The organism is Sphingomonas sp. UYEF23 (assembly GCF_040546165.1).
Classification (GTDB): Bacteria; Pseudomonadota; Alphaproteobacteria; order Sphingomonadales; family Sphingomonadaceae; genus Sphingomonas; species Sphingomonas glacialis.
Genome location: NZ_JBEPNG010000013.1, coordinates 52205 through 70853, shown reverse-complemented (window position 1 = coordinate 70853; position 18649 = coordinate 52205). Strand labels below are relative to the sequence as shown.

General features: G+C 67.1%; 25 protein-coding genes and 1 other RNA gene. 13 read left to right on the top strand and 13 right to left on the bottom strand.

Annotation, left to right across the window (positions count from 1 at the left end):
• Positions 1-356: 356 nt before the first annotated feature.
• From ABIB28_RS17660 to ABIB28_RS17615, 10 genes are all read left to right on the top strand, one after another.
• Positions 357-1001: a histidine phosphotransferase family protein gene (locus ABIB28_RS17660; RefSeq protein ID WP_133187415.1), complete on the top strand. Its 645-nt coding sequence runs from the start codon at positions 357-359 to the stop codon at positions 999-1001.
• A 106-nt stretch (positions 1002-1107) separates the two neighbouring features.
• Positions 1108-3399, top strand: coding sequence for a chemotaxis protein CheA (locus tag ABIB28_RS17655; protein ID WP_354289356.1), 2292 nt, complete (start codon positions 1108-1110; stop codon positions 3397-3399).
• Positions 3399-3827 carry a chemotaxis protein CheW gene (locus ABIB28_RS17650; protein WP_354289355.1) on the top strand — a complete coding sequence of 143 codons (429 nt, stop codon included), beginning with the start codon at positions 3399-3401 and terminating at the stop codon, positions 3825-3827. Before ABIB28_RS17655 ends, ABIB28_RS17650 begins: the two co-directional genes overlap by 1 nt.
• Before the next feature lie 65 nt (positions 3828-3892).
• Positions 3893-4258 (top strand): response regulator, encoded by a 366-nt coding sequence (locus tag ABIB28_RS17645; protein WP_189676892.1) that lies wholly within the window; start codon positions 3893-3895, stop codon positions 4256-4258.
• 9 nt (positions 4259-4267) lie between these two features.
• Positions 4268-5359, top strand: a complete 1092-nt coding sequence (locus tag ABIB28_RS17640; RefSeq protein ID WP_354289354.1) for a chemotaxis protein CheB — start codon at positions 4268-4270, stop codon at positions 5357-5359.
• Between the two features lie 62 nt (positions 5360-5421).
• Positions 5422-6216, top strand: a complete 795-nt coding sequence (locus ABIB28_RS17635; RefSeq protein ID WP_354289358.1) for a CheR family methyltransferase — start codon at positions 5422-5424, stop codon at positions 6214-6216.
• An 89-nt stretch (positions 6217-6305) separates the two neighbouring features.
• On the top strand, positions 6306-6995 hold the full coding sequence (locus ABIB28_RS17630) for an N-acetylmuramoyl-L-alanine amidase (protein ID WP_133187425.1): 690 nt from the start codon (positions 6306-6308) through the stop codon (positions 6993-6995).
• Between the two features lie 11 nt (positions 6996-7006).
• An RNA gene (gene rnpB, locus ABIB28_RS17625) (RNase P RNA component class A) lies at positions 7007-7436 on the top strand.
• 80 nt (positions 7437-7516) lie between these two features.
• Entirely contained in the window at positions 7517-8062 is a 546-nt protein-coding gene (locus ABIB28_RS17620) for a J domain-containing protein (protein ID WP_133187427.1), read from the top strand.
• Complete coding sequence (locus ABIB28_RS17615; protein WP_354289353.1) at positions 8059-8391, top strand: hypothetical protein; 333 nt, start codon at positions 8059-8061, stop codon at positions 8389-8391. The genes ABIB28_RS17620 and ABIB28_RS17615 overlap by 4 nt, the downstream gene beginning before the upstream one ends.
• 62 nt (positions 8392-8453) lie before the next feature.
• On the opposite strand, the gene ABIB28_RS17610 is transcribed toward ABIB28_RS17615, so the two are convergent.
• Positions 8454-9527, bottom strand: a complete 1074-nt coding sequence (locus ABIB28_RS17610; RefSeq protein WP_354289352.1) for a serine hydrolase domain-containing protein — start codon at positions 9525-9527, stop codon at positions 8454-8456.
• A 24-nt stretch (positions 9528-9551) separates the two neighbouring features.
• Here ABIB28_RS17610 and ABIB28_RS17605 point away from each other — a divergent pair, with 24 nt between their 5' ends.
• Entirely contained in the window at positions 9552-9896 is a 345-nt protein-coding gene (locus tag ABIB28_RS17605; protein ID WP_133187432.1) for a hypothetical protein, read from the top strand.
• A 13-nt stretch (positions 9897-9909) separates the two neighbouring features.
• Here ABIB28_RS17605 and ABIB28_RS17600 read toward each other — a convergent pair whose 3' ends face one another.
• The 9 genes from ABIB28_RS17600 to ABIB28_RS17560 all read right to left on the bottom strand — a co-directional run bounded on the left by ABIB28_RS17600 (position 9910) and on the right by ABIB28_RS17560 (position 13345).
• Positions 9910-10320, bottom strand: a complete 411-nt coding sequence (locus ABIB28_RS17600) for a SufE family protein (protein ID WP_133187434.1) — start codon at positions 10318-10320, stop codon at positions 9910-9912.
• 161 nt (positions 10321-10481) lie between these two features.
• A complete protein-coding gene (locus ABIB28_RS17595; RefSeq protein WP_133187436.1) occupies positions 10482-10724 on the bottom strand; it encodes a hypothetical protein in 243 nt (80 codons plus the stop codon).
• 30 nt (positions 10725-10754) lie between these two features.
• Positions 10755-11024, bottom strand: coding sequence for a hypothetical protein (locus tag ABIB28_RS17590; protein ID WP_133187438.1), 270 nt, complete (start codon positions 11022-11024; stop codon positions 10755-10757).
• A gap of 190 nt (positions 11025-11214) precedes the next feature.
• Positions 11215-11487, bottom strand: coding sequence for a hypothetical protein (locus ABIB28_RS17585; protein ID WP_322159600.1), 273 nt, complete (start codon positions 11485-11487; stop codon positions 11215-11217).
• 18 nt (positions 11488-11505) lie between these two features.
• Positions 11506-11799: a hypothetical protein gene (locus ABIB28_RS17580; RefSeq protein ID WP_133187443.1), complete on the bottom strand. Its 294-nt coding sequence runs from the start codon at positions 11797-11799 to the stop codon at positions 11506-11508.
• A gap of 41 nt (positions 11800-11840) precedes the next feature.
• Positions 11841-12218: an envelope stress response membrane protein PspC gene (gene pspC / locus ABIB28_RS17575; RefSeq protein WP_133187445.1), complete on the bottom strand. Its 378-nt coding sequence runs from the start codon at positions 12216-12218 to the stop codon at positions 11841-11843.
• Position 12219: 1 nt separating this feature from the next.
• Positions 12220-12489 carry an envelope stress response membrane protein PspB gene (gene pspB / locus ABIB28_RS17570; RefSeq protein WP_133187447.1) on the bottom strand — a complete coding sequence of 90 codons (270 nt, stop codon included), beginning with the start codon at positions 12487-12489 and terminating at the stop codon, positions 12220-12222.
• Between the two features lies 1 nt (position 12490).
• Positions 12491-13159: a phage shock protein PspA gene (gene pspA / locus ABIB28_RS17565; protein ID WP_206365634.1), complete on the bottom strand. Its 669-nt coding sequence runs from the start codon at positions 13157-13159 to the stop codon at positions 12491-12493.
• A gap of 42 nt (positions 13160-13201) precedes the next feature.
• Positions 13202-13345, bottom strand: a complete 144-nt coding sequence (locus tag ABIB28_RS17560) for a hypothetical protein (RefSeq protein WP_354289351.1) — start codon at positions 13343-13345, stop codon at positions 13202-13204.
• A gap of 159 nt (positions 13346-13504) precedes the next feature.
• On the opposite strand from ABIB28_RS17560, the gene pspF reads away from it, so the two are divergent.
• Both pspF and ABIB28_RS17550 read left to right on the top strand, forming a co-directional pair.
• Positions 13505-14551, top strand: a complete 1047-nt coding sequence (pspF, locus tag ABIB28_RS17555) for a phage shock protein operon transcriptional activator (RefSeq protein ID WP_354289350.1) — start codon at positions 13505-13507, stop codon at positions 14549-14551.
• 64 nt (positions 14552-14615) lie between these two features.
• Positions 14616-15221, top strand: coding sequence for a superoxide dismutase (locus tag ABIB28_RS17550; protein WP_354289349.1), 606 nt, complete (start codon positions 14616-14618; stop codon positions 15219-15221).
• A gap of 442 nt (positions 15222-15663) precedes the next feature.
• Here the strand turns inward: ABIB28_RS17550 and ABIB28_RS17545 are convergent, their stop codons facing one another.
• Genes ABIB28_RS17545 through mtaB form a run of 3 tightly spaced genes read right to left on the bottom strand, consistent with a single transcriptional unit; the run spans position 15664 to position 18574 of the window.
• Positions 15664-16281, bottom strand: coding sequence for an inner membrane-spanning protein YciB (locus ABIB28_RS17545; protein WP_354289348.1), 618 nt, complete (start codon positions 16279-16281; stop codon positions 15664-15666).
• On the bottom strand, positions 16278-17207 hold the full coding sequence (gene ftsY, locus ABIB28_RS17540; RefSeq protein WP_133187457.1) for a signal recognition particle-docking protein FtsY: 930 nt from the start codon (positions 17205-17207) through the stop codon (positions 16278-16280). The genes ABIB28_RS17545 and ftsY overlap by 4 nt, the downstream gene beginning before the upstream one ends.
• Positions 17204-18574, bottom strand: a complete 1371-nt coding sequence (mtaB, locus tag ABIB28_RS17535; RefSeq protein WP_354289347.1) for a tRNA (N(6)-L-threonylcarbamoyladenosine(37)-C(2))-methylthiotransferase MtaB — start codon at positions 18572-18574, stop codon at positions 17204-17206. Before mtaB ends, ftsY begins: the two co-directional genes overlap by 4 nt.
• Positions 18575-18649 lie beyond the last annotated feature (75 nt).

The following is an 18649-nucleotide window of genomic DNA, read 5'->3' as shown; positions in this document are numbered from 1 at the left end:
TGAGCGGCCGAGTAATATATCCGACGACGCTGCTTCATCGCACCACTCCTTCTCATCATGAGAATGATGCGTTGCGACCACCCGTTGAACCCACCACCAAACCCAGACATTTATCGCCCCGGTGAAAGCCGGGGTCGATATGTCGCGGGGCGCGCGGCGGATCGCAAATGGTGCGACCGCGACCTTCGCCTCGGTGGCGGTTTTGCGTGGCGGCAGCGAACGCCGACCGTCGCAGGCGTGCCAGGCGAGCCACCGCGCGCGCGCCGATACCGGGCTTCCCACCCCACGCCGCTTGCACCAAGCGCCCTGCGGCGTAAGAAGAACCGACACCGTGTGACCCGAAAGCCGCTTATCTCATGACGATGACCTCCGTCGATTTCGCCAGCCTGCTCTGCTCGCGGCTCTGCCACGATCTGCTGAGCCCGGTGGGTGCGCTCAACAACGGGCTTGAACTGCTCGCCGACGAGCATGATCCCGAGATGCGCGCGCGCTGTCTCGAACTGCTCAGCGAAAGCGCCAAGGCGTCGGCCAACAAGCTCAAATTCTTCCGGCTCGCGTTCGGCGCGGCGGGCGGATTTGGCGAGACCGTCGACGCGCGCGAGGCGCGCGCTGCGATCGAGGGGCTGTTCGGCGACGGGCACCGCGTCAAGCTCGGCTGGCTGGTCGAGGATGCGACGCTGCCCAAGCCTGCGATCAAGGTACTGCTCAACCTCGCGCTGATCGCCGGCGACGCGCTGGTGCGCGGCGGGCAGCTCGATGTCGGGGCCGAGAGCGTGGATGGCCAGATCGAGATCGTGGTGCGCGCAGCGGGCCCGCGGATCGTGCTCGATGGCGAGATGCGCGCCGCGCTGACCGGGACACAGGGCGATGCCGTCATCACCCCGCGCGCCGCCGCGGCCTATCTCGTCCATGCGCTCGTCGCCGAGGGCGGGGGCGGCGTGCAGGTATCGGATCCGGGCGATGCGGTGCTGCTGTTCGGGGCTGCGTTCAAGGCCGGCTGACCCCCCGCGACCGCCAAGCCCCGGCGCGGGCGGCGCAATTCGGGACGCTACACCCGCCCTTAACCATTCTTCGGCCATGGTCTTCCGTAGCGTTTCGCGGGGACCCATGGACGACCTTTTACAGGAATTTATCGCGGAGACGCGCGAGACGCTCGAGGCACTCTCGGGCGAGATCGTCGCGTGGGAATCGGCACCGGGCGACCGTGACCGGCTCGATTCGATCTTTCGCTTCGTCCACACCGTCAAAGGCAGCTGCGGCTTTCTCGACCTGCCGCGACTCGCGCGGCTGAGCCATGCCGCCGAGGACGTGCTCGCCGCGGTCCGCGCGGGCGAGCGCACCCCCGATACCGCGCTCGTCAACGCCGTGCTCGCGATCGTGGACCGGATCGGCGAACTGGTCGAGGCGATCGATGCCGGCCATGCCGTCGATGATTCGGGGGAGGATCTGCTCGTCGCCGCGCTCGATTCCGGCGCGCAGGCCGCCGCGCCGGTGAGCGTGGTTACACCGAGCCGCGCGCCGAGCCGCAGCGTGCGCCTGAACGTCGACCTGCTCGACCGGATGATGAGCGGCATGTCCGACATGGTGCTGGCGCGCAACGAGCTCGCGCGGCGGCTGCGCGACGACGGCGCCGACCCGAGCGTCGAGGCGGCGCTCGAGCGGCTGTCGCTGACCGTCGCCGAGATGCGCGATACCGTCACGCGGACGCGGATGCAGAAGATCGATGCGCTGTTCTCGGCTTTGCCGCGGATGGTGCGCGATACCGCGGCCGAGCTCGGCAAGTCGGTGACGCTGCAGATCGAGGGGAGCGACGTCGAGCTCGACCGCGAGATGATCGAGATGATGCGCGATCCGCTCGTCCACATCATCCGCAACTCGATCGACCACGGGATCGAGCCGCCCGCGCTCCGCCGTCTGGCGAAGAAGCGCGAGAATGGCTGGCTCAACGTTTCCGCCCGGCAATCGGGCAACCAGATCATCATCGAGATTTGCGACGATGGGCGCGGGATCGACGTCGATGCGCTGATCGCCAAGATCGCGCAGGAGGGCCGCCGCAGCGAGGCCGAGTTGCGCGCGCTGAGCCCACAGGCGAAGCTCGACCTGATCTTCGAGCCCGGCCTGTCGACCAAGACGGTCGTCACCGCGATCTCGGGGCGCGGCGTCGGGATGGACGTGGTGCGCGCCAATGTCGAACAGATCGGCGGACGGATCGAACTGTTCAACACGCCGGGGACGGGCCTGCGGATCGCGATCCATGTGCCGCTGACGCTGTCGATCATGTCGACGATCGGCGTGGGCGTGCGCGACCAGCGCTTTGCGATCTCGCGGCAGGCGATCGAGGAGATCGTGCGCGTCGGGGGGCAGACGATCCGCATCGACCGGATCGGCGATACGCTGACCGCGACCGTGCGCGACCGGCGGATGCCGCTGATCGATTTGAGCGATATGCTCGGCTTTGCGCCGCTCGACCCGGCGATGCTCGTCATCGTCAGCGTGTCGGGGGGGAGCTATGCGCTCGCGGTCGACGCGGTGCTCGATCATGAGGAACTGGTCATCAAGCCCGCCGCGCCCGCGATCATGGCGACGGGGATCTATGCCGGCCAGACGCTGCCCGACAGCGGGCTGCCGATGCTGATGCTCGATTGTGCGGGAATCGCGCACGTCGCCGGGCTGGTGTTCACGCGCGCGACCGCGGCCGACGAGGATGCCGTGGTCGAGGCCGTGCCGGGGGTGCAGGCCTTGCTGTTCGAGGATCTCGACGGGTGCCGCCGGATCGTGCCGCTATCGGTGATCGACCGCGTCGAACCCGTCGCGACGGGCGCGATCCGCATGTCGGCGGGCCGGTTGCGACTGTCGGTTGAGGGGGGGATAATCCCGCTCGTCGCGCTCGGCGAATGGGCCGCGCTGCCGACGGTCTCGGTGCTGCGGCTGCGCGACGGCGCGACCGAGATCGCCTATGCGATCAAAGAAGCGCTCGACATCGTCGAACTGCCGAGCGCGATCGTGCCGGCGCAGGCGGTCGGGCCGATCGCGGGCGTCGTCGCGATCGAGGGCGAGCAGATCGAAGTGCTCGATCTCTACTGGATCTTTTCGGCGCACGGCGGCGGCGAGGCGGAGCCCGACGCGCCGTTGTGCCTGCTCGACAGCGCCGAGTCGGCGTGGATGACGACCTTTCTCAAGCCTGTGCTCGAAGCGTCGGGATACCGCGTCACCGATGCGCTTCGCCCGGGCGAAGTGCCGCGCGTGCTGGTGCGGATGGAAAGCGACGCCGCGCCGTCGGCGAGCCAGATCCCGGTCGTTAGGCTGCGGCGCGAGGCCGAAGGCGCCAGCGACACGATTTTCCGCTACGATCGCTCCGCCGTGCTGGCGGCGGTCGCGCGCTCGGCAGGAGGCCGCTGATGCCACTCTTCCTGATCGCGCAGATCGCCGGTCGCATCGTCGCGATCGGATCGGACCAGGTCGAATCGGTGGTCGATATCGGGACGATCATCCCGGTGCCGCGCGCCGACCATCACGTCCGCGGGCTTGCCGCTTTGCGCAGCCGCGTGGTGACCGTAATCGACACGCGTGCCGCGCTCGGGCTCGAGCCCGGGACGACCGCTGCGACGCGCGCGGTGATCACGATCGTCGAGGGACACCATTATGCGGTGCTGGTCGATGCGCTCGACGATGTCGCGCCGTTTGAGCTCGCGCCGCTGGCGGCGGGGATCGTGCTCGACAAGGGGTGGCTGACCGTCGGGCGCGGGATCATCGAGCGCGACGGCGAGCCGATCCTCGCGATCGGCCTGGCGGCGCTCATTCCGCGCGGGCTGGCGCTTGCGGCGTGAGATTAACGGGACGCTTACGCATTTCGGGCAAAGTCCGTCATAGCGTGCTCTAACAGGGTGAATTCATGAAAACCTGCCTCGTCGTCGACGATTCGAAGGTGATCCGCAAGGTCGCCCGCCACATCCTGGAGACGCTCAACTTTCGAGTCACCGAAGCCGGCGATGGCCGCGAGGCGCTCGATTCGTGCCTCGCCTGCGCGCCCGACGTCGTGCTGCTCGACTGGAACATGCCGGTGATGAGCGGCATGGATTTCCTGCGCGCGCTGCGCGACAGCGCGATCGCGAGCCGCCCCAAGGTGGTGTTCTGCACCACCGAAAACGGCATGGCGCACATCCGCGCCGCGATCGAGGCGGGCGCCGACGAATATGTCATGAAGCCGTTCGACCGCGAAACGCTCGAAAGCAAGCTTCAGATTGTCGGCATGGCCTGAGGGCGCGTGATGCCCCTGGCTCCCTCCCTCATCGCCGTACGCGCGGTCGACGACTCGCCACGGGTGCTGATCGTCGATGATTCGGCCGTGGCGCGCGCGGTGATCGCGCGGGCGCTGGAAGGCGGGCGCTTCATCGTCGCGGGCGCTGTCTCGAACGCCGACGCGGCGCTCGCGTTTCTGCGCGCGACACCGGTCGATGCGGTCGTGCTCGATATCGAAATGCCCGGGACTTCGGGGCTGGCGGCACTGCCCGATCTGATCGTCGCGGGGCAGGGGGCCAAGGTGCTGATCGTCTCGTCCGCTGCCGCGGAAGGCGCTGCCGCGACGATCGAGGCGCTCGCGCTCGGCGCGGCCGACACGCTGATGAAGCCCGGCGTCGGCGATTTCGCGGGGCGGTTCTCGGTTGCGATCGTCGAGAAGCTGCGCCGCCTGCTGGCGGTCGAAACCCCCGCCGAGACGCCGTTTGGGCTGTCGCCGCGACGCCCCGAATCCGATGGCGCCAGCGCTGCGCTCGCGACGGGGCAGGGGTTCGACATCGTCGCGATCGGAGCCTCGACCGGCGGGATCCACGCGCTCGCCAGCCTGCTGCGCGAGCTGCCCGTGTCGTTCCCGCTGCCGATCCTGATTACCCAGCATTTGCCGGGCTCGTTCATGCCGTTCTTTGCAGCCCAGGTCGCGATGATGGCGGACCGACCGTGCGACGTCGCGACCGATTCGATGCGGATCCGCCCCGGCCGGACGATCGTCGCGCCGGGCGATGCGCATATGCGCGTCGTCAGCACCGGCGACGGCGCCGCGATCCGGCTGACCAGCGAGGCCAGCAAGAGCGGCTGCATGCCCTCGGTCGATCCGATGTTCGACAGCGTCGGCGAGGTTTACGGCGCGCGCGCGCTCGGGATCGTGCTGAGCGGCATGGGGCGCGACGGGAGCGACGGCGCCCGCCGGCTGGTCGATCGCGGCGGGATCGTTCTTGCGCAGGATCAGGCGAGCTCGGTCGTATGGGGCATGCCGGGCGCGATCGCGACGGCCGGGCTCGCCAGCGCGCTGCTGCCGCCGGCCGAGATCGGCCGGATCGTCGCGACGCGGCGACGTCCGGCATGAGCGATGGCAGCGACGCGCTGAAGTTCAACCTGCCGTTCGAACGCGCTTCACCTGCGGGCACGATGGGCGTGCTGACCGCGATCCTCGAATCTCGCACCGGGCAGCAGCTCGGCGCGAACCGCGCGTGGCGGATCGAGACCGAGCTCACCCCGTTGATGCGCGACCTCGGGCTCGCTTCGCTCGAGGCGCTGGCGGTGGCGGCACAGCGCTCGCCGACGATTGCCGAGCAGGTCGCCGACGCGCTGCTCAACCAGGAAAGTTCGTTCTTTCGCGATGCCGCGGTGCTCGATCTGGTCGCGAGAGCGCTCGCCGCGATGCGCGTCGACCATCCCGAACGGCGGCTGCGGATCTGGTCCGCGGGTTGCTCGTTCGGCCAGGAGCCGTTGTCGCTCGCAATGCTGTTTGCCGAACAGCCGGCGCTCGCCGGGGCTGCGATGCCCGAGATCGTCGCCACCGACGTGTCCGAAGCGGCGCTCGCGCGCGCGCGCAGCGGGCGCTACTCGCAATTCGAAATCCAGCGCGGGTTGCCGATCCGGCGCATGGTCGAATGGTTCGACACCGATGGCACCGACTGGATCGCCAAGCCCGAACTCGTCCGCCGCATCGCGTTTCGTCGGATGAACCTGGTCGCCGGCGCGCTGCCGTCGGGGCGCTTCGACGTCGTGCTGTGCCGCAACGTCCTGCTATATCTGACCCCCGAGGATCGCCGGCAGATCCTTGACCGGTTCGCCACGATCCTGCAGCCCGGCGGCGTGCTCGTGCTGGGTGCGGGCGAGACCACAATCGGCCAGACCGAGGCATTCCAGCCGAGCCCGACGTATCGCGGCCTCTACGAACGCGACGCATCGAGCGTTTGACGAGCTCTGCTACCAGCCGTTGCTGACGGGGTTCCTTGTCGCGCGCGTCCGTGCTTAAGCTCTGGTTTGGCTTGCGTAGGGACCTCCCCATGACGATCATCGAAACGCCCTCGCCCAATTTCGACGACCGCTCGCTGCCGGTGTCGATGATCGTGCTGCACTATACCGGCATGCAGACCGGACAGGCGGCGATCGACCGCCTGCGCGACCCGGAAGCGAAGGTCTCGGCGCATTATCTGATCGCCGAGGACGGTCAGGTGCTGCGAATGGTGCCCGAGGACAAGCGCGCGTGGCACGCCGGCAAATCGTGCTGGCGCGGGATCGAGGACGTCAATTCGGCGAGCATCGGGATCGAGATCGTCAATCCGGGGCACGAATTCGGCTATCGCCCTTTCCACGAGGAGCAGATCGATGCGCTGATCCCGTTGGTTGCGGGGATCACCGAACGCCACGGGATCACGCGCGGCAACGTCGTCGGCCATTCGGACATCGCGCCGGCGCGCAAGCAGGACCCGGGTGAGCTGTTCCCGTGGAACCGGCTCGCCAAGGTGCGCCTCGCTTTGCCGCGACCGACCAAGAAACTGCTCGACCCGATGTGGGCCGATGCCGGCTTCCTCGTCGCGCTCGAGCGCTTCGGGTATGACGTGCGCGACAAGCTCGCCGCGGTCGTCGCGTTCCAGCGGCGCTTCCGCCCCGAACTGATCGACGGCGTGATCGACGGCGAATGCCGCAGCATCCTGCTCGCACTGCTGTTGCCAAAGCCGCAAGGGGACGACTAAGGAACGCGCAGCCAGAGGGTCGGGCGGCCGCGGGTATCTTTGGATACGCGAGGAAAGTCCGGGCTCCGCGGAACGACGGTGCCGGGTAACGCCCGGCGGGGGTGACCCCAGGGACAGTGCCACAGAGAGCAGACCGCCGATGTCCGAGCTTCCCGCAAGGGGGGCGAGGAACAGGCAAGGGTGAAAGGGTGCGGCAAGAGCGCACCGCGCGACGGGTAACCGAAGCGGCATGGTAAACCCCACCGGGAGCAAGATCGAATAGGGGTGGCACATGGGCCCTCCCAAAAAGTTTACTTTTTGGGGACCCAGAGAGCTTCGTTTCAGCTCGTCACCCGGGTTGATTGCTTGAGGCGGCGTGCAAACGTCGTCCTAGAGGAATGGTCGCCTAACCCCGTCGCATGGCGGGGGGGACAGAACCCGGCTTACAGACCCTCTGGCGCTTTTTCGTTTTCGACGCTTTTCATGGGCGTTTCACAAAAGCGTCATGGCGCTATCGCACCGCGATGCTTAGATGGCCCGCTATGGCGCGTACATCATCACGATCGGTCGACTGGGGTTTTCCGCGCTGGCGCGCTTATGGCGAGGCTGGCAGCGAGGCCGCGACCGTGCGGTTGTGCGATCGCCACGGCTGCACCGAAAAGGGCGATTGCCCCGCGCCGAAATCCCCCAACAGCCCGGAACGCTGGTATTTCTGCCAGGTCCATGCCGGCGAATACAATCGCGGCTGGAATTATTTCGAAGGCCTCAGCGCCGAGGAAGCCGCCGAGCGCGAGCGTGCCGAGACGCAGACCGCCGAAGGCTATACCGAATCGCGCCACAATCAGTGGGCGGGGCGCGGTGACGGCAGCCGATCGCGCGACGAGATGCGCGCGCTCGAAGTGCTCGAGCTCGAGGTGGATGCCGAATTCGACGCGGTGCGTGTGGCGTGGCGGCGGCTGGCCAAGTCGAACCATCCCGACGTCCGCCCCGGTGACAAGGAGGCTGCGGCGCGCTTCCTCGCGATCCAGGCGGCGTATGACGTGCTGAAAGCGGCCGAGGAGCAGCGCCAGTGGAAGCCCGAGGCTTGAAGACCGTCCGTTCGGACTGGGCGAACACGCTGCTGGTCTGCAAGAAATGTTCGAAGAAGATCGGCGGCGGGTTCGGGCCGAAGGGCAAGACCGGGCTCGCCAAGGCGCTGCGCGCCGAGCTTGACGTCGCCAAGGGCCGCAAGGGCTCGCTCGGCATTATCGAAGTGAAATGCCTCGGCGTGTGTCCGAAGGGTGCGGTGACGGTGGTGAAGGGTGCGGCACCGGGCGAGTGGCTATTGGTGCGCGAAGGTCTGCCCATTGCCGCGGTGGCCGCCGAGCTTGGGCTTGGGCTTGGCGCAGCGCCCGATAAGGGCATTCCGCGAGACTAGACGCTCCGGCGTCGCCACCTGGCATTCGTCAAGCGACCAAGCTGCTGCAACTGCGCTCGCACCTAGCGCCGGGTCTCTCCCTGAGCGGCGAGCGGGATGCGCTCGACGATCTGCCCGAGGCGGGTGCGCAGCGTCGTGAAGGTGGGCGTGTCATCCTGCGTCTTCCCGAGCCGGACGAGCACGAGCTTCTGATCGGGCGAGGCGATGACGAACTGGCCAAGATGGCCGAGGCACGACACCAACGAGGCGGGGCCGTGGCCGGGGAACAGCGCGGGTCGCCGATCGACCCCGCCGGGCCGGTTGAGCCAGAGCTGACCGCCATATTCGCGATTGTCGGGCGACGGCGTCTTCATGAAGGCGAGCCAGTCGGGCGCGACGATCTGCGTGCCGTCGGGCGCCTTGCCCGCGAGCAGCACGCTGCCGAGCCGGCCGTAATCGTCGAGCGTCATGTAGATCAGCGATCCGCCGATCTGCGTTCCCGCGCCGTCGAATTCGAGCCGAGCGCTGGTGATGCCCGCGGGGGCGAACAGGCGGCGCTCGGCGTACGCCTGGTAGGCGCGTGCCCGCGCGCGGGGATCGGTGCTTGTCGTCAGCGTGCGCGTGATGATTTCCGACAGGATCAGCGTCGTCAGCGAGCTGTATTCGAACTTGGCGCCGGGCCGGGCCTCGAGCTTGGCGCCGATCGCGCGCGCTGCCATTGCCTGCGATCCGCTGACGAACAGCACTTGGTTGGTGTCCGACGCTTCGACCGGATCGCCGACTTCGGTGTGCGCCAGCCCCGAAGACATATTCAGCAGCATCCGCAGCGTGATCGCACGGCGCGGATCGCCCGCTTTATGCCATTCGGCGATCGGCGCGGGGGCATCGAGCGCGAGCTTGCCGTCGGCGACGAGGTCTCCGACGAGTAGCGCGGTGACGGTCTTGGCCATCGACCAGCTGATGAAGCGCGTCGCATCGGAATAGCCCGGCGCATAGCGTTTCGCGACGACCTGCCCGTCGCGGAGCAGCAGCGCGGCGCGCGTTTCGCCGACATCGGCGCGGAACAGCGGCGCGAGCGGGCCTGGGTCAGGGGCGGCGACCGATCCGGTCGCGAGCAGTGCGCTCGCCAGCATCAGCCAATGGCTTTTCATTCGCATGGACGAAGACTAGGCTCGGTCGTGATGAATGCAAGACGCCTGATTCTTGGGTCGTTGCTCGCCATGGTGCTGGTCGTGGCGGGGGGCAGCTATGCGTGGGTGCGTGGCCACCGCGCCCAGCTCGAGCTCGGCGTCGGCTACGCCGCGCGAGTCGCGTGCGGGTGCCGCTATGTCAGCGGGCGGCCGCTCGGCGACTGCCACAAGGATTTCGAGCCGGGCATGGAGCCGATCCGGCTGTCCGAAGATCCAGCGACGCGCACCGTGACCGCGTCGGTCCCGCTGATCGCACGGCGCAGCGTGCGCTACGATCCGGTGCTCGGCTGCCAGCCGGAGCGCTTTACGGGGACGCCGCTCGTCGTGCCGCACTGAGCGCGCGCGGGCATCAGGCGTCGGCGTAGCGCGCGGCGGTGTCGCGGATCAGCGCGATCATGTTGGGAATGCCTTGCGTACGGTTCGAGCTCAGCTGGTTCTTGAGATCGAACGGCGCGAGCTCGGTCGGGATGTCGGTGGCGAGGATCGCCGCGGCGGGCTGATCCTGCACCGCCAGCAGCACGAGCGCGATGATCCCCTTGGTGATCGCCGCGTTCGAATCGGCGAGGAAATGCAGCGTGCCGTCGTCCTCCGCCATCGGATAGACCCATACCGAGGCCGAGCAGCCGCGCACCAAGGTCGCATCGGTTTTGAGTGCGTCGGGCATCGGTTCGAGCTCGCGGCCGAGATCGATGAGGAGCCGGTAACGGTCGTCCGCATCGAGGAAGCTATATTCGGATTCGAGATCGGCGAGGGTTTGCATGGGGGTTGCTATAGTCGCTTCGTGCTGGGTTCGTCACCTTTTTCGCCCCGCCCCTTCAGGGGAGGGGATGGGGGTGGGGGAGGTTTCACCGAGACCGCCTGCGCGCGATTCGCGGCACGGCCCCACCCCAACCCCTCCCCTGAAGGGGAGGGGCTAGAGGGTTACAGATCGACGCCCGCCGCGATCGCCTCGAGTTTGCGGATGCGCTCCTTGAGGTCGGCGATCTCGATCCGCGCGCTCGCATTGGGCAGCGGTTGCGCTGGTGTCGGATCGCCGAACGCGTGGAGTTCCTGCTGCTTGAAGGCGAGCCACCCGCGCCAGCCGGTCAGCGCGGCGCCGGTCAGCATCGCAAGCCCGGCGAGGCCGGCGGTGGCCATCGTGATGTAGAAGGTCGGGTCGGTCATCATCCCTGCTCCTGCAAAAAGGGTCATCGGTTAGGGCCGGTCGCGGAGCTTCTCGATCTCGCGATCGAGGCGGGCGCCGCTGTCGTTGTTGTCGGTGGCGAGGCGTTCGAGCACGGCGAGCCGCTCCTTCATCGCCCGCAGTTCGTCGCGCAGCCGGTCGTTCTCGGCCTGCGCTGCGGGATCGTCGCGGAAGCGGACGTCCTCGCCATGCTTGGTGTGGACCACGCCGTAGCGCGCCATCAGCACGCGGCCGAGCGTGACCACGACGATGATCGCGACGACCATTTCAAACGGGTTCATTTGGGTCACTCCTTCAAAAGGGTGGAACTGGACCGGCTTATTCGGCCGGGACGGCGGCTTCGCGAAGTTTGCGGCGGCGTGGGCGGTCGACGCTTTCGGTCGCCCAGACACCCCCCGCCGTGACGACGGCGAGCACGATAAAGAATGCGATCATGATATCCTCGGGGAGAAAGAGTTTGTTTGTAAAGAGTTAGTTGAGTGGAGCGTCGCGCAGGCGGTCGATTTCATGCGAGAGGTCGACGCCGCGGTCGGTGATGATCCGCTCGAGCACGCGGACGCGCTGTTCGAGCCGTTCGGTCTGCGCGGCATATTGCGCGGCCTTCTCGGCGACCAGCGTCGCCTCGATCTCCATGCGGCGCTCCTGATGGCGCAGCCACGGGCGGACGATGAAGATGCCGATCACGGCGCAGAGCGGGATGCAGATTGCGAAAATCGGGATGAGCAGTGCGATGGGGAAGCCCATGGCGGTATCCTTTCGGGGTCAGCGCAGCGCGTCGATTTCGCGCGAGACACGCTCGGCGGGATCGGTGGCGATGCGTTCGAGCACCGCGAGGCGCTCCTCGAGCCGGCTGACCTGGCCGTGCAGCTTGTCGTTCTCGGCCTTGAGCAGGTCGGTCTGGCGGGTCAGGCTGAGGTCGTCGCCGCGGTGGATCAATTCGCCCTTCTTTGTCTCGATCGGATAGCCGTGCTTGGCACGGACCCAGGTGTTCACGACCCAGGCGACGGGTCCGACCGTGATCGCCGCGACCGGGATCAAAAGTGCTAGGTTGCTCATGTGTTTTCCCCTGTTTGGCTTTGCCCCAAGCCCGGATCCGATCAGCGCAGGCTGTCGATCTCGTCGGCGAGGCGTGTGTTGCGGCTGGTGTACATCATCTCGATGTCGGCGAGGCGACGGTCGATGTCGCGGAACTTGCTGCGGACTTCGGCGGTCGAGCGCGTCGGGTTGGCGCGCACGCCCTGCCAGAACTTGGCGTCTTCGGCGCTATCGTAGAGGCCGAGCGGCTTCTTGTCGGCGACGCAGGCGATGATGATGTACGCCAGCAACACCCAGCCGCTGGTGACCAGCGTCAGCATCGCGGTGCCGACGCGGACGAGCGTCACGTCGATGCCGGTGTAATCGGCGATCCCCGAGCAGACCCCCAGCCATTTGCTGTTCTGCTTGTCGAGGTAGAATTTGGTGCGGCTGGCGGACATTTCAGTTCCTCCGTGCTGGATCATATGGGGTGGGCTCGGCGAGCGGCATGCTCGCGCGCCATTCGGGGTGATCGACGGCGATGATCCGTTCGACCGTGCCGAGGCGCTCCTCGAGCCGGCGGGCGAGCGAGTAGAGCTCGTCGAGCAGCTTCTCGTCTTCGTTGGTGATCTTGGGCGCCTGCCGCCACTTGGTGATGTAATGCAGGATCACCCAGGGCATCCCGATGAAGAGCGTGCCGCAGACGGCGATGGGGACGAGGACGTCCTCCACCTCAGCCGTCCTTTCCGACGCGGGCCTTCATCGCGGCGAGTTCGGCCTCGACCTTCTCGGCCGACTTGAGCTCGGCGATTTCCTCGTCGAGCGTCTTGGGCGGGGCGCCGAAGCCGGCGACCTCGGCGCGGCCCTCGGCCATGTCGACGCGGCGCTCCATGATCTCGAAGCGGCTGAACGCGTCCTGCATCTTCGGCCCGGCGTAGAGGTCGCGCAGCTTGAAGCGGTTCTGCGCGCTCTCGAGCCGCGTCGCGATCGAGTTCTGGCGGGTGCGTGCCTCGCGCAGCTTGCCGGTGAGCTTGGCGATGTCCTCTTCCGAGCTGCGCAGCGCCTCGTCGAGGACGCTGATCTCGCCGCTGAGCTGCCCGGCCATGTCGGCGGCCTTCTGCTTCTCGACGAGCGCAGCCTTGGCGAGGTCCTCGCGGCCCTTCGACAGCGCGAGCTCGGCCTTTTCGGTCCAGCTCTCCTGCAAGCTGCCGAGCTTGCTGATGTGGCGGCGCATTTCCTTCTGGTCGGCGATGGTGCGCGCGGCAGAGGCGCGGACTTCGACCAGCGTTTCCTCCATCTCGAGGATGATCATGCGGATCATCTTGGCGGGGTCTTCGGCCTTGTCGAGCAGGTCGGTGAAGTTGGCGGCGATGATGTCGCGGGTTCGGCTGAAGATGCCCATGATGTTACTCCTTCGAGGGTACGCAGATACTGGCGAGAAAACTCAGGCGATCGTGTGGATCGCGGCAGGGGCGGCAGTGGCCGGGCCGACGGTGCCGCCGATGGCGACCGACCCGATCAGGACGGTGGCGACGAGGGCGACGAAGATCTGGGCGACCGAGTTGCCCGACTTATATTCGCTGTTCATTTCGTATCTCCTTGACGGAAGTGCGGAGCCCCGTGGGGCGATGCCAACAGCTTTGCAGGGAGCGTGCCAGTTTTCGAAATGGCGGATTTGCGTGGGTTTGGGTGTGGTAGTTGAAAAACACACTTGCCAAGGCTTGGGATTTTACGCCAAGCGTTGGGAATGGAGCGAACGACCCAAGTGATCGGACAATCGGGCGCGTTTCTCGACGCGCTCGAACTCGCCAGCCGCGCGGCGGCGCTCGACCGGCCGGTGCTCGTGATCGGCGAGCGTGGGACGGGCAAGGAGCTCGTCGCCGAGCGCCTGCATCGCCTGAGCCCGCGCTGGGACCAGCCGCTCGTCATCATGAACTGCGCGGCGCTGCCCGAGACGCTGATCGAGGCCGAACTGTTCGGGCATGAGGCGGGCGCCTTCACCGGCGCGACCAAGACGCGGGCAGGGCGCTTCGAGGAAGCGCATCGCGGCACGCTGTTCCTCGACGAGCTCGGCACGCTGTCGATGGCGGCGCAGGACCGGCTGCTGCGCGCGGTCGAATATGGCGAGGTGACGCGGATCGGATCGTCGCGGCCGATGCGCGTCGACGTCCGGATCGTGGCGGCGACCAACGAGCATTTGCCCGACAAGGTCGCGCGGCATCAGTTCCGCGCCGATCTGCTCGACCGGCTGAGCTTCGAGGTGGTGACGTTGCCGCCGATGCGCGCGCGCGTGGACGACATTCTGGTGCTCGCCGAGCATTTCGGCCGGCGGATGGCGTCCGAACTCGGGCGCGACCATTGGCCGGGCTTCACCAAACCGGCGGAGGCGGCGCTGGTCGCGTACCAATGGCCGGGCAATGTGCGCGAGCTGCGCAACGTCGTCGAGCGTGCGGTGTATCGCTGGGATCTGGACGGGCCGATCGACGCGATCCAGTTCGACCCGTTTCACTCGCCGCACCGGCCGGCGACGATGGTGTCGCTTGCCGAGCCCAGCGCAGTCGCACCAGCGGCACCGCCCGTCGCAGCGCCGCCGTCCGCGGCAGCCGCGGAACCGATGGATTACAAGGCGCGGCTCGCGCGCTTCGAGTGCGAGATGCTGCAGACGGCGATGGCCGAGAACCGCTTCAACCAGCGCGCGACTGCCGAGGCGCTCGGCCTCAGTTACGACCAGCTGCGCCACGCGCTGAAGCGCCACGGGCTGATTTCGGGCGCGGCGACAGAATCGGTTGCGTAACGAGCGGGCGGGACCCATTTGCCGGGCCTGACGTTTGCGTATCGAGCTTTACAGGAGAAGACCCATGGCTTTCGAACTTCCCCCGCTGCCTTATGCCTATGACGCGCTGGAGCCGACGATCTCTAAAGAGACGATGACCTTCCATCATGACAAGCATCATGCGGCTTACACGAACAAGCTCAACGAAGGCGTCGCTGCCGACCCGAAGCTCGAGGGCAAGACGATCGAGGAAATCCTCGGCATGATCTCGACGCTGCCGCCGCTCGTGCGCAACAATGGCGGTGGTTTCTGGAACCACGACTTCTTCTGGAAGATCATGGGCCCGGCAGGTTCGACGCAGCCTTCGGGCGAGCTTGCCGAGGCGATCACCGCTTATGGCGGCCTCGACAAGCTCAAGGAAGATTTCAACACCAAGGGTGCGGGCCAGTTCGGTTCGGGCTGGGCGTGGGTGATCAAGGACGAGAGCGGCGCGCTGAAGGTCGTCTCGACGCCGAATCAGGACAACCCGCTGATGGACGACGCCAAGGACAAGGGCACGCCGATCCTCGCCAACGACGTGTGGGAGCATGCCTATTACCTCACCTACATGAACGACCGTCCGGGCTATCTGAAGGCGTGGTGGGACGTGGTGAACTGGGACGAAGCCGGCAAGCGGTTCGACGCGGCCTGAGCCACAGCGGCGGTTCAAACGATTGCAGTTGCACGCGGTGCAGGTGGTAGCGCGTACATTGCAGTTGCTAAGGATCCTGCTGCAGTGCACAAAGAGTGTGCCTTTCAGGCATCCTCTCCTAAAACTTTCACGGCCGGTCGAAAGACCGGCCTTTTTTTTGTTTGGGCGGCTGGTATAGCGAAATCGCTGTCGTAGCGCCGGATCAGAACACAAAAGACGGATGAGGGGCCGCCGGTCAAAACCGGCAACGGCGACACGATCGTGCGGGGGATCGAGCGAACGCGCTCTCCCCCGCGATTTGCAGGTATGGTCTAACTCTCCACGTCACCCCGGGCTTGTCCCGGGGTCTACCGTGTCGCACGCACTTCGGGCGCAGAACGGGCATCCCGGTGGACCCCGGGACAAGCCCGGGGTGACGCTCAGGTAGCTTAATCTGCGCGAATCACTCCACTGGTGGGACGGGCGGATCATCCTGCGTGTTGAAGCCGTGCTTCATCAGCATCGGGACATTGGCGAAGGCGAAGATCAAGGTCAGCGGGATCACGCCCCACAGCTTGAAGCCGAGCCAGAAGGCGTAGCTGAATTCGTGCCGGACGATTTCATTGATGACCGCTAGGAAGGCGAAGAACACCGCCCAGTTGATCGTCAGCTTGCGCCAGCCGGTCTCGTTCAAGCCGGGATAGGCAGCTTCGAGGAACAGGCTGAGCAGCGGCCGTCCGGTCACCAGGCCGAAGGCCAGGATTGCCGACAGCATCGCGTAGATGACCGTCGGCTTGATCTGGATGAATTCCTTATTGTGGAAATAGAGCGTCAGCCCGCCGAACACGAGCACCAGCGTCCCCGTCAGCCACAGCATGGGCGAGATCCGGCCCGAGCGGACGAGCGAATAGATCATCGCCGCGATGCTCGCGATCATGAACGCGGTCGTCCCCGCGATCAGTTTGACCATGTCGATCCCGGGCGTCAGGAAATTGACGAGGAAGAAGATCGCGATCGGGCCGATGTCGATCGCCAGGCGCTGCCCGGCGCCGAGCGGCTTCTTGGGGGAGGTAGGGGTCATTTGCGGACCCCTTCCACGCCCGCGATGATCCGCGCAACCTCGTTCGCGTCGAACGGGCGCAGATCGCCCATGCCTTCGCCGACGCCGATCGCGTGGATCGGCAGGCCGTATTGCTCGGCCGCGGCGACGAGCACGCCGCCGCGTGCGGTGCCATCGAGCTTGGTCATCACGAGCCCGGTGACGCCGGCATCCTTCTTGAACACCTCGATCTGGCTGAGCGCGTTCTGGCCGGTGGTCGCATCGAGCACGAGCAGGACGTCGTGGGGGGAATCGACGTTGAGCCGGCCGAGCACGCGGCGGATCTTCGACAGTTCGTCCATCAGCTCGCGCTTGTTCTGGAGGCGCCCGGCGGTGTCGACGATCAGCACGTCGATGCCCGTAGCGGTCGCCTGCTTGACCGCCTCATAGACGATCCCGGCCGCGTCGCCGCCTTCCTTGCCGCTGATGATCGGCACGCCGGCGCGCTCGGCCCAGGTGGCGAGCTGGCCGATCGCGGCGGCGCGGAAGGTGTCGCCGGCGGCGAGCATCACGCCGTAATCCTGTTCCTTGAGCAGATGCGCGAGCTTGGCAATCGTCGTGGTCTTGCCCGAGCCGTTGACGCCGATCACGAGGATGACGTGCGGGCGCGGGAAGCCGGTGATCTCGAGCGGCTTGGCGACGGTATCGAGCACCTTCTCGATTTCCTCGGCGACGACGAGGCGGATGCCGAGATCCTCCATGTCGCGCTCGAACACGCCGGTCGACAGGCGGTGGCGGATGCGCGCGGCGGTCTGCGGGCCGAGGTCGGAGGCGATCAGCGCTTCCTCGATCTCGTCGAGCGTCGCGCGGTCGAGCGGGCCGGTGCCGAGCCCGGCAAGATTGCCGAGCAGCCGGTCGGAGGTGCGCTTGAACCCGCCGAGGAGTTTGTCGTGCCAAGTGGGGGTCATGCGATGATCTCTTGCAACTGCAACGGATTTTCCTTCCCCGGCGAAGGCCGGGGCCCAGGAGAAATGGCGGATGTTGGTGAGGGCTGGACTTCCCCACGGCCGTTCCACGACTGGGCCTCGGCCTGCGCCGGGGAAGCGGGGAGGGGAATGGCGCGAAGCGTGCCGCCGTTGGTGTCGATGATGCGAACGGTCTGCACAACCCCGACTGTCCGCGTGTCGAAGCGCACCTCGGCGAAACCGGGCGTATGGCCGCGATCGCCCGGTCGCTCGACCAGCACGTCCTGCGTCGTGCCGATCAGCCCGCGCAGCCACACCGCCTTGCGCCGCGCGCCCGCTTCGCGGAGCAGCGCCGCGCGCGCCTTGCGGACGGGCACGGGCACCGCCGGCATCCGTGCGGCAGGCGTGCCGTCGCGCTCGGAATAGGGAAAGATGTGCGCGTGGACCACGTCGCACTCGTCGATCAGTGCGAGCGTGTCGGCGAACATCGCGTCGTCCTCGGTCGGGAAACCGGCGATCAAGTCGGCGCCGATCGTGATGTCGCCCCGCGCCGCCTTGAGGCGTTCGACCAGCGCGACGCTTTGGGCGCGCGCATGACGGCGCTTCATCCGCTTGAGAATCATGTCGTTGCCCGCCTGGAGCGAGAGGTGGACGTGCGGCATCAGGCGCGGCTCCTGCGTCAGCAGCGCGAACAGCCGATCGTCGATCTCAATCCCGTCAAGCGACGATAGCCGCAGCCGTTCGAGCGCGGGAACGTGGCGGAGGATCCGCTCGACCAGCTGCCCGAGGCTCGGCGCGCCGGGCAGATCGGGCCCGTAGCTGGTGAGATCGACACCGGTCAGCACGATCTCGCGGTGGCCCGCACCGACCAGCGCCGCGATCCGATCGATCACCGCGCCCGCCGGGACCGAGCGGCTGTTGCCGCGGCCGTAGGGAATCACGCAGAAGGTGCAGCGATGGTCGCAGCCGTTCTGCACCTCGACGAAGGCGCGGGCGTGCGCGGCGAAAGCGGGGGCCAGGTGCGGGGCGGTTTCGCGGACGCGGAGGATATCGCCGACGATCACCGGATCGGGGGCTGCCCACGCTTGCGCCGTCAGTTTCTCGGCGTTGCCGAGCACGCGGTCGACCTCGGGCATCGCAGCGAAGCTCGCCGGGTCGATCTGCGCGGCGCATCCCGTCACGACCAGTTGCGCCGATGGCCGCTCGGCACGCGCGCGGCGGATCGCCTTGCGCGTCTCGGCGACCGCGCCGTTGGTGACGGCGCAGCTGTTGACGACGACCAGATCCCGCCCGCCAACAAGCGCGCGGATCGCTTCGCTTTCGGCGATGTTGAGGCGACAGCCGAGGGAGATGATCTGCGGTTCGGGCATTGCGTCGCGATCTAGGGGGCGTGGGGCGGTAAGTCCATGGATCGCGCGTCGCGGCGGCGGAAGGGCGGGCGCGGG